The organism is Bradyrhizobium sp. HKCCYLS3013, assembly GCF_051167615.1.
Lineage (GTDB): Bacteria > Pseudomonadota > Alphaproteobacteria > Rhizobiales > Xanthobacteraceae > Bradyrhizobium.
Genome location: NZ_JBNPTK010000002.1, coordinates 553,291 through 562,747, shown reverse-complemented (window position 1 = coordinate 562,747; position 9,457 = coordinate 553,291). Strand labels below are relative to the sequence as shown.

The window sequence follows — 9,457 nt, the reverse complement described above, 5'->3', positions numbered from 1 at the left end:
CCAGCCTTGAGGCCGGCCGATCACCGGTCTACAAAAAAGACAGTTGCTCCCCGGGGACCGGCTTGTTTGCCCCCGTCGCCAGCCGGTCATCATCTCGGCCGGCTTGACCTCAGCATCGGGAGGCCAGGACCACACGATTTCGCCGGCGCATTCTGCCGTTCGTCCGCACGGAGAACCATGCTGCGGCAGCCTACGCCCGTCGCATCACCGCCTCCACGTTCGTGACGATCGCGAAGCGCCCCTCATGGCGAGGCGGGACAGGCGGAGTATTTCATAAAATTCGGAAAAACGAAAGCGAAATTTTCGTGGACGCGGCGTGCGAACCCCGATCGCATTGGAAAGGCTGGTGTTTGGCGCCGAAGATCGGCTTCGTCTGGGCGCAGGCGATCTCGCCCGGGCGCGGCCGGATCGCCGTGGAAGTTGCCGGCTGGCCTGCGCCCGGAACCGGGCCAGGCCAGCCGATGCGCATGCTCAGCGTCTTTGGCCTTTGCCTCGGCCGGGTCCCGTCGTGTCGAGAGCCTGGCGGCAATCCGCTGAGACTTTCTCGCGGTTGGTCGCGAGGCAGGCGCGAACCTGGCCTGCGCCGTGCTGCTTGCCGGAGCAGAAGCTCTGGATGTCAGCGGCGCATTGCGTTGCCACCGGCCCGGTTCCCTGAGCGAAAGCGGGCATGGCCGCGGTGGCGGCGATGACGATGGCGAGTTGCAAGGACGTCCTCATTCAAGCCTCCTTGGGGAGTGGTGTAGGCACGGTAGCGAGGTAGCGTGTGTCCTGCGTCCGTTCGTTGCGCAGGATCAAGCCGAAGGGGATCGCGCCGGAGGAACGGCGTCGCGTTCCGGGAATCGTACCTGGACGAGACGGCGTGACTGCCAGGAAGCTGCTCCACGATGATGATATCGCCGACATCGAGAGGCAGTACCAATACCTGCTGCGTCAGCAGCATGACCGCGATGGCTTCGATCTCCTCGAAGGCAGCCGGCACATCGGTGACGATGTCAGCGGCCCTGCGGAAGCTCACCCCCGTCGACCTGAGGCCACCGTCCTACGCTCACCCCGCCGCTCGATCGGCTCGCTCGCACGCCCCTGCGGCTGCGCGCTGCGATGACGAGACGGGTCTCAGAAGCCGGTCCGCGCACTCAAGACAAGCTGATCTCGGTTTCGCCGTCCGGCCCGATCAGCGTCAACATTCCGGGCGTGCCCTCGCCACCGGAGAGGTAGTGATAGCTATCAAGTGCATGTCCGCTGGGAATGCCGAGAAGCTCAGCGAGGCCCGTCAACCTGTCTTCGGCAAACATGAACGGCCTGGCTGGGGACGGCGTGGCGACGATTGCGGCAGGCCTTGTAGCCATGCGCTTTTCGATGTCGGCGAGATATTGCTCGAGGCTCGGCGGATTCGGCATCTTGGCGGCAATCATCGGATAGGCCTCGATCGCTTTCTTACGGACCGCGTTGCGAGGTGCGGCGTCGCGAACGTGGAGGTTGGTGATGAACGATCCCATGGCTCCCTTCCGCAGTTCGGCTGCCCAAAGTCACGTTTGGCTCGAGAGCGCCCGTCACTGGGCGCCACAACTACGGAGCGTAGGCACCATGGGCGGCTGTGATACTCTCGCAGATGACGTCGACATATTCGTCATAGAACATGATGCGAAAATGTCGGCAGCGGGCAAGATGCCGCTGGGAGAAGCTCATCAGCCAGGCTGATCGTCCCAGGTCCACCACGGCGGCTTGATCGATCGCGGGCCCCCAACCGACGGTTTCACGGGAATAGTCATGGACTTCCTCTGGGGTGACTTGATGCACTTGAGTCTTGTGAAGGATCAAGTGTCGCATATCGTCCTCGGAAGCCCAGTCCGGGTTCAGATAGTCGATGGCGATCAAGTTCAATCCGTGGCCGAAAAAGTGCGCTCGTCGCAGCTCTGGTCCGCGTCCGTCAGCCCAGATCCAATCGCGCAAGACCGGCTTGTACATCGCAGAAGATCGCCGTGGTTGGTTGTTGAGCGGCTCACAGCCGCGGATCGATCGGCTCGCTCTCCAGTGCCAGAACTGCGAACACGCATTCGTGCACGCGGCGCAGCGGCTCGCGGGCGACGAAGCGGGTCAGCGCCTCGTGGCCGAGCGCGAACTCGCGCAGGGCCAGGTTGCGCTTGCCCTCGAGCTTTCGCTGGCGCAGCCGGACGATGTGCTCCGGCGCATCATATTCCGGGCCGTAGATGATGCGCAGATATTCCGGCCCGCGCACCTTGAGCGCCGGCTGAATGAGGCCCTTCGGTCCGCGCGCGACGAAGTTTTTCGGCTTCACCACCATGCCTTCGCTGCCGCTTCCCGTGAGCTGCTCCCACCACGCGATGGCGTCGGCGACGGCCGCGTCGTCGGCCAGCACAACAGTGCGCCATTGCGTGCGGGTGACGACGGATGCTGATGCGGCGGCCAGCCGATCGGCGAGCGTCATGTGCCAGACGTGGTCCTGATCGAACCAGACCCGGCCCTCGCTGGCGAGCAGATGAAACGGCGCGACCTTGAGATCGTCGATGCCGCCGACCGGCCAGACATAAGGCGCCCAGGCAGCGCCATAGCGCTTGGCGCGCGCGACACGATCGCGGAAATGGTCGCCGAGCGCGGCGACATCGAGGCCACGCGCGGCGGCGCGCGCCACTGCGTCGGCTGCTGCTTCGAGGCCGGCGACCGATGACGCCGCGACCGGCGCGTACTGGCTCTCGATCAGGCTGCCGGCCTTGGCCGACCAGGGCATGATCTCGGCGTCGAGCAGCAGCCAGTCGGATTGCAGCTCCTGCCACAGGCCGGCGCTGTCGACAGCGTCACGCAGCCGTGCCAGCAGCGCCTCGGTCATCGCGGCATCGTTGAAGAAGGCGCGGCCGGTGCGGGTCCAGATCGCGCCGCTCTCGTCGCCTGCGATGCCGAAGCGGGCCCTGGCAACATCGGCGCTGTTGCATAGCGCAATGACGGCGCGCGAGCCCATGTGCTTCTCCTCGCACACGACCTCGGCAACGTTGCGGGCGCGGAAATGCGCGAACGCCTCCTCGGGCCGTTCCAGCCAACCGTCGCGCGCGCTCGTCTCCGATGGCGACATGGTCGGCGGCAGATAGACCAGCCATTGCGGCGGCAGCGCGAAGCGGCTCATCACCTCCAGCGCGGCGGCCGCGTTCTCCTCGGCCACGACCATGCGGCCGCGCAGCGTGGTGTCGATCCAGCGGCGGCCGCTCACGTCATCGATATCGAGCAGCTGATCGGCCTCGGCCTGCGCGGAGGCGCTGCCGGCGCGAGGCGCGAGCGGACGGACCGGCTCGCACCAGACGCGCTCGGCCTCGACCTCGACGAGCTCACGCTCCGGCCAGCGCAGCGCTGTCAGCCGGCCGCCGAACACGCAGCCGGTGTCGATGCACATGGTGTTGTTGACCCATTCGGCTGATCGCACCGGCGTGTGACCGTAGACCACGGTGGTCGGTCCGCGGTAGTTCGCGGCCCAGTCGGCGCGCAAGGGCAGGCCGAATTCGTCGATCTCGCCGGTGGTTTCGCCATACAGCGCGAATTCGCGCACTGCGCCGGAGCCGCGGCCGATCATCTCCTCCTTCAGCCCGGCATGCGCCACCGCGAGCCGGCCGCCGTCGAGCCAGACATGGCTGCGCAGCCCGTCGAGAAAGCCCGGCAGAGTGTCGCGGAAGCTTCGCTCCTCGCTGGCGAGCTGATCGATCGTGGCCTGCAGGCCGTGCGCGATCGTGACCTTGCGGCCCGCCAGCCAGCGCTGGAATTTGCGGTCGTGATTGCCCTGCACGGCATAGGCGGTGCCGGCCGCCACCATGCTCATGACGATGCGCAGCACATCGGGTGATTGCGGGCCGCGGTCGACGAGGTCGCCGACGAAGACGAGCTTGCGGCCCGCGGGCGGCGTCACTGCGACGGCGCGTCGACCCTCTGTGTCGCTCCATGTGACCTGATAGCCGAGCTTCGCCAGCAGCGCCTGCAATTCGGCCGCGCAGCCATGGACGTCACCGATGATGTCGAACGGTCCGGCATCGTGGCGCTTGTCCGTCCACAGCGGCTGCCGCGCAATGGTGGCGGCCTCGATGCGCGCGACGCTGTCGAGCTTCCACACCTGGCGAAAGCCTTCGCGCTGCAGGCCACTGATGCCGCGGCGGATCTCCGAGACCATGCGCTGCACGACGGGGCCGCCGAAGGCGCGCTCGGGACGCGTCCTGTTTCTGTCGATGCAGACGTCGATGCCGGGATCGAACACGATCGCGACCGGCAGCGCATGCCATTTGCGCGCGAGCTCGACCCAGCCCTTCCGGTCGGCAGGGCGCACATTTGTGGCGTCGATGACGGCGAGCCTGCGGTGCTTCAGCCGCTTGCCGGCAATTTCGCGGACGATGTCGAACGCGTCGGTCGAGACGCCCTGGTCGGTCTCGTCGTCGGCGACCAGTGCGCGGCAATGATCCGAGGAGATCACCTCCGTCGGGAGGAAATGCTTCGCGGCAAAGGTGGACTTGCCGGAGCCGGTCGAGCCGATCAGCACGACCAGCGCGAAGTCGGGAATGTCGATGTTCATGGAATTGCTCAGCGGGTGAAGACTGCCATCTGGGTGGGCGCGCCATGGGTCTCGTCATTGTGGCCGATGCCGGAGAGGGCGACCTGATAGCCAAACGCGGCGCAGATGCGCTGCGTCCAATCGGCAAACTCGGCGCGCGACCATTCGAAGCGATGGTCGCGATGTCTGAACTGCCCTGCGGGCAAGCTCGGAAAAAGCGTGTTGTAGTCGGCGTTCGGCGTGGTCACGATCGCCACGCGCGGCCGCGCGGCGCCGAACACGACGCGCTCGACCATCGGCAGCCGGTCCGGATCGAGATGCTCGATCACCTCGACCAGAGCCGCGGCATCGGCCTCCGCCCAGCGCGCATCGCGATAGGTCAGCGAGCCGTGCAGGAGCGTGACTCGCCCCTCGGGCGGCCCGCCAAGCAGGCTCAGCTTGAGCCGCTTGGCCGCGCGTTCCAGCTCGCCGGCAGCGGCGTCGAGCCCGATCAGCCTGTTGACCCAGCGTTCGCGCACCAGAAGCTGCAGCAGCTTGCCTTCGCCGCAGCCGAGATCGGCGATGGTCTTGGTGCCCGTGGCGCGCAGCGCGTCGACGACCGCCGCCATGCGCAGGTCGTTGAGCCGGGTCGGCGCTTCCAATTTCTCCTCTGACTCGCTGCGCGCTTCGGGCTCGGCGGTCTCGTCCTGCGTCTCCGGTGCAAGCCGCGCCAGCGCCGCGCGCGCGAGCACGCCGCGATGGCGCAGATAGCGGCGCACGATCAGCTCCCTGGCGGGATGGGCGTCGAGCCAGCCTTCGCCGCGCTTGAGCAGCTTGTCGATCTCCTCGTCGCCGACCCAGTAGTGCTTGGCATCGTCCATGACGGGGATCAGCACGTAGAGATGGTTGAGCAGCGCGCTGAGCCTGGCGGTGCCGCGCAACGTCAGTCGCACGTAGCGGCTGGTGGGATCGCCCTGCGGTCCGGCGATAGGCGCGACCTCGACCTGCCAGCCCAGCGGCTCGAACAGCTGCCGCAGCACGGTTTCGCCGCCGCGCAGGGGCAGGGGTGTCACGACCGCCTCCAGCGCGATGGCGCTGTCGGCAAGCTCCTGGCGCGCACTGCTGACGCCGTTCATCGCCGTCCGGAACGCCTTGTTGAGCGCGACCGAAAGGAACGACGACGCGGCATAGGGGCGGTCGTTGACATATTGATCGAGCAGCCCGTCGCCCTGACCGTTGCCACGGACGAGGCCGATTGGATCGACGTCGAGCACCAGCGCCGCCTCGCAGCGATCATTGCTGGCCTCGGGATAGAAGATCAACGCCTTGCCATAGGTGAGCGCGAGCTCGTGCAGTCGCTCCGGATGCTTGTTGAGCAGGTAGCCGAGATCGGTGGCAGGCTGATGGGTGGTGGCGATGGACAGGTACATGAGGTCAGATACCGGATGAGGAAACAACGATCCAGTGCTTCGAAGCCAAAGTTTGGCGGTGGCCGTTCTCGCATTCGCTTTCGCATCGGCTCTGGGAGCGCTGGACAAAAGGTGCGCCATCTCCGCAGGACGACTCTTGCGGAGAACGAGGGCAGGGACGCAATTCGGCTCGAATCATCATGGAATTGACATCGCATGAGCAGAGTCATGAAAATCGCCGGGCTGCTGGTGCTGATCTGCGCCGGCTTCATGTTCTTCAACAACGCCAATCTGCAGGTGACAAAGGAGGCTGGGCGGCTGCATCTCCTGGCTCATCGAGGGATGTCACAGCAGTTCGATCGCACCGGCCTGACGAGCGAAACCTGCACCGCGGCGCGGATGCTGCCGCCGACGCATGAGTATCTCGAGAACACCATCGCCTCGATGCGCGCCAGCTTTCTGGCCGGCGCCGATATCGTGGAATTCGACGTGCACCGAACCACCGATGGCCAGTTCGCGGTGTTCCATGACTGGACGCTCGACTGTCGCACCGATGGCAAGGGCGTCACGCGCGAGCATGCGATGACGGCGTTGCGGCAGCTCGACATCGGTTATGGCTACACCGCCGATGGTGGGCGCACGTTTCCATTCCGCGGAAAGGGCGTCGGCCTGATGCCGTCGCTGGACGAGGTGCTCGCAGCCTTTCCGGACAAGCCTTTCCTGATCAACGTCAAGAGCAATGATCCGGCGGAAGGCCGACTGCTGGCGGATGCTCTGGCGCGCTTGCCAGGCGCGCGACGGGCGCGACTGATGGTCTATGGCGGCGACGCGCCGATCGCGACGCTCAGGGCGTCTCTGCCGGATCTCAAGGTCATGTCGCGCGGCATGCTGAAGAGCTGCCTGGTCCGTTATCTCGGCTATGGCTGGACCGGCCTGGTGCCGTCCGCGTGCCACAACATGATGGTGCTGGTCCCGATCAATGTCGCGCCGTGGCTGTGGGGCTGGCCGGATCGATTCCTCGCGCGCATGACACGCGCCGAAAGCAGCGTCTTCGTCCTCGGCTCCTATAGTGGTGAGGCGTTCTCGGCCGGGCTGGACACACGGGACGACATCGCCAGGTTGCCCAAGAACTTTACCGGCGGCGTCATGACCGACGAAATCGAAACCGTGGCGCCGCTGCTGAAGCAGACGCCTTGAAGCCAAGCAGCGCAAGTCGCCGCCGAATGTGCCTGGTTAACGGAAGACCCGGGCGCGTCTGTGACGCGTCCGGGTCTGTTGTCGTCAGTGCAGGGTCGCGCCGCGCAGAGTCTCCTCCTGCGCCGCGATCCAGGCGATCACGGCCTCGGAGAAGCCGTCGACCCGCGTCCAGGGCCCGTAGCCGACCCCGTGCTGGTACGACGCCACGTTGACCACGGTCCCGCGCGCCCTGGGCGGCGGCACCGCATCGTGGCTCTGCTCGTCGGTGAAGACGATCAGGCGGTCGCCCTTGCGGTCGACCTCGCCGACCGCACGGCCGAGATAGGTCCCGGAATGCGGCTGCGACCCGAGGATCGCATCGCGCAGCGCAAAGCCACGCCGCGGCGGCACCTTCACGACCTCATTGCTGAACGTGAAGATCTCCACCTCGTCGCAGACCTCGCGGGCCAGGATCGCCAGCCCGCACGCCGCGTCCGCGCGCGTCATCTCCGACTTCGCCGACAGCGATGCGAACATCGAGCCGGAGACGTCGATCAAGAGCCGCGTGCGGCCCGGAAGCCGCTGGTAGCCCTTGATCGATCGGAGCATCGCGGCCTCGAGCTCGGGCTCGAAGTCCGGCGCGCGCCGGGCCGCCGTGATGAACCGATACGGCAGGATCCGGTCCGTCCGCATCGTCTCGATCGCGGCCGCGATGATCGCCCGCGGCACTCCGGCCTGTTGCATCAGTCGCAGGTTGCGCAGCAGCGCCAGCGCACCGAGCCGCTTCTCTGAGAGCAGCCGCTCGAAGCTCCCACGCTTATCCGCACCGGCCGAGAGAGCGACCTCCCAGGTGTCGGGCGCGGGCAGCCCGCCATCGACGAGCTGCTTCCACACCGCCTCCTGCGCGGCGTCCTTCGGCCTGGCGTGAACCAGGAACAGGACGTCGCGGAGCCGCACCGGCCCCTCGCGGTCATACTTCGCGAGCTGATAGGCGTCGAACTTCGCGAACGCCTTCGCCAGCCCCTTCTTGACCTGCGCCGAGACCGGCTGCCGCTTGCGCTGCTGCTGCGGACCGAGAGCGTCCGCCCAGTAGATCGCCAGCAGCTCGGTCATCTCGTCCGGCCGCTGGATGATGCGCGCCAGCGTCTCGGCGACCAGCGCACGGTGCGAGGGCAGCCGCGCCATCTCGCGGGCGACGAGCAGCGGCGCATGCCGCAGCTTCATCTCCTCGCGGGCACGGACCGCGAGCTGAGCCACCTCGCGCGGCTCGACCAACGGCACCAGCGCCTTGACGCGGTCGGCGATTCCAACCCCGTCCTCGTAGAACTGGTCTTCCCACAGCAGGCAGCTCATCAGCGTGCGCTGCAGCGCCTGCGCAGGCGCGAGTTGCCGGGACGGCGCACCCTCATGGGTGAAGGCGCGCAGGACCTTGTTGAGCCTGACCATGATGGCCTCCTCTTGGGTTGATGATGGATGGACGTGCCGGGGAAGGGGCGAGGCTGACCTGCCATTGCTGGCAGCCACACGCTCGATCCGACGAGCTTCGAACCCGGGCTGAAGATCAGCCCGTCGTTCGAGAGGAGTCGAACCTCCAGCCTTGTGGCCCCGAAGTAACAGCGCTCTTCACCACCGGCCGGTACGCGACCGCCTCGTCAGAGACGACCGCGCACCGAGACGGACCACGCGCCGGGAACGGGCGAATGCTGAGTTCCGCTTCACTCGCGTGGAGCGGATAGTGCTCTGCCGCTGAGCTACCGGCGCGTGGAACGCCGGATGGGAGTCGAACCCACGACCTCTCGATTAGCAATCGAAGTATCAGCACTCTTCACCACGGCGCGTGGAAGACGGCGGCACAGCCAGCAGCTGCGCCGTAACGACGTGACCGCCTGTTGGCGGACGGCCACCGGTTGAGATGGATCACGAGCCGGGAACGGGCGATGACTGAGACCCGGGCCACTTGCATGGCCCGGACAGCGCTCTGACCTCTAAGCTACCGGCATGACGCCGGGCGGGATTCGAACCCGCGACCTCTGGCGTGGAAGGCGAAGTAACAGTCATCTTCACCACGGCTCGCGAATGAGTTCGGCGGGGAATGGGTGATGCTGTTGCTGCCCCAGTGGGGCGCTCGGTTTCAACGAAGTAACAGGCATCTTCACCACCGCCTTGGCCGCACGACTGCGGGATGCGGCCGGGCGGCATTGATGGCATGCTGGGGAACGGGCGATCACGGCGATACGACGATCGAAACGCAGGCTTGGCATCAGCCTCGCCGCAACCCGCGACTCACCCATCTCGCTTGACGGATTCCACGGTACGATCGATCGAAGGCGGCGCGCGGCCGCATTGGCGCGAA

8 protein-coding genes and 1 tRNA gene are annotated in these 9,457 nt (G+C 66.5%); 1 reads left to right on the top strand and 8 read right to left on the bottom strand.

Annotated elements, in window-relative coordinates; translation table 11 throughout:
* Window positions 1–471: 471 nt before the first annotated feature.
* From ACQR1F_RS06745 to ACQR1F_RS06720, 6 genes are all read right to left on the bottom strand, one after another.
* Window positions 472–669, bottom strand: coding sequence for a cysteine rich repeat-containing protein (locus ACQR1F_RS06745; RefSeq protein WP_434912722.1), 198 nt, complete (start codon window positions 667–669; stop codon window positions 472–474).
* Window positions 617–1,015 (bottom strand): hypothetical protein, encoded by a 399-nt coding sequence (locus ACQR1F_RS06740; RefSeq protein ID WP_434840040.1) that lies wholly within the window; start codon window positions 1,013–1,015, stop codon window positions 617–619. Before ACQR1F_RS06740 ends, ACQR1F_RS06745 begins: the two co-directional genes overlap by 53 nt.
* A gap of 118 nt (window positions 1,016–1,133) precedes the next feature.
* Complete coding sequence (locus ACQR1F_RS06735; RefSeq protein WP_434912713.1) at window positions 1,134–1,496, bottom strand: hypothetical protein; 363 nt, start codon at window positions 1,494–1,496, stop codon at window positions 1,134–1,136.
* A 70-nt stretch (window positions 1,497–1,566) separates the two neighbouring features.
* The gene (locus ACQR1F_RS06730) at window positions 1,567–1,965 is read right to left on the bottom strand and encodes a hypothetical protein (protein ID WP_434912712.1); all 399 of its coding nucleotides are present in this window, start codon (window positions 1,963–1,965) and stop codon (window positions 1,567–1,569) included.
* A 34-nt stretch (window positions 1,966–1,999) separates the two neighbouring features.
* Window positions 2,000–4,561: a polynucleotide kinase-phosphatase gene (locus ACQR1F_RS06725; RefSeq protein WP_434912711.1), complete on the bottom strand. Its 2,562-nt coding sequence runs from the start codon at window positions 4,559–4,561 to the stop codon at window positions 2,000–2,002.
* An 8-nt stretch (window positions 4,562–4,569) separates the two neighbouring features.
* The gene (locus tag ACQR1F_RS06720) at window positions 4,570–5,949 is read right to left on the bottom strand and encodes a 3' terminal RNA ribose 2'-O-methyltransferase Hen1 (RefSeq protein ID WP_434912710.1); all 1,380 of its coding nucleotides are present in this window, start codon (window positions 5,947–5,949) and stop codon (window positions 4,570–4,572) included.
* Window positions 5,950–6,144: 195 nt separating this feature from the next.
* Between ACQR1F_RS06720 and ACQR1F_RS06715 the strand changes: the two genes are divergently transcribed.
* Entirely contained in the window at window positions 6,145–7,125 is a 981-nt protein-coding gene (locus ACQR1F_RS06715; protein ID WP_434912709.1) for a glycerophosphodiester phosphodiesterase family protein, read from the top strand.
* 84 nt (window positions 7,126–7,209) lie between these two features.
* On the opposite strand, the gene ACQR1F_RS06710 is transcribed toward ACQR1F_RS06715, so the two are convergent.
* Complete coding sequence (locus ACQR1F_RS06710) at window positions 7,210–8,550, bottom strand: TROVE domain-containing protein (RefSeq protein ID WP_434912708.1); 1,341 nt, start codon at window positions 8,548–8,550, stop codon at window positions 7,210–7,212.
* A gap of 316 nt (window positions 8,551–8,866) precedes the next feature.
* Window positions 8,867–8,941, bottom strand: a tRNA-OTHER gene (locus ACQR1F_RS06705).
* Window positions 8,942–9,457 lie beyond the last annotated feature (516 nt).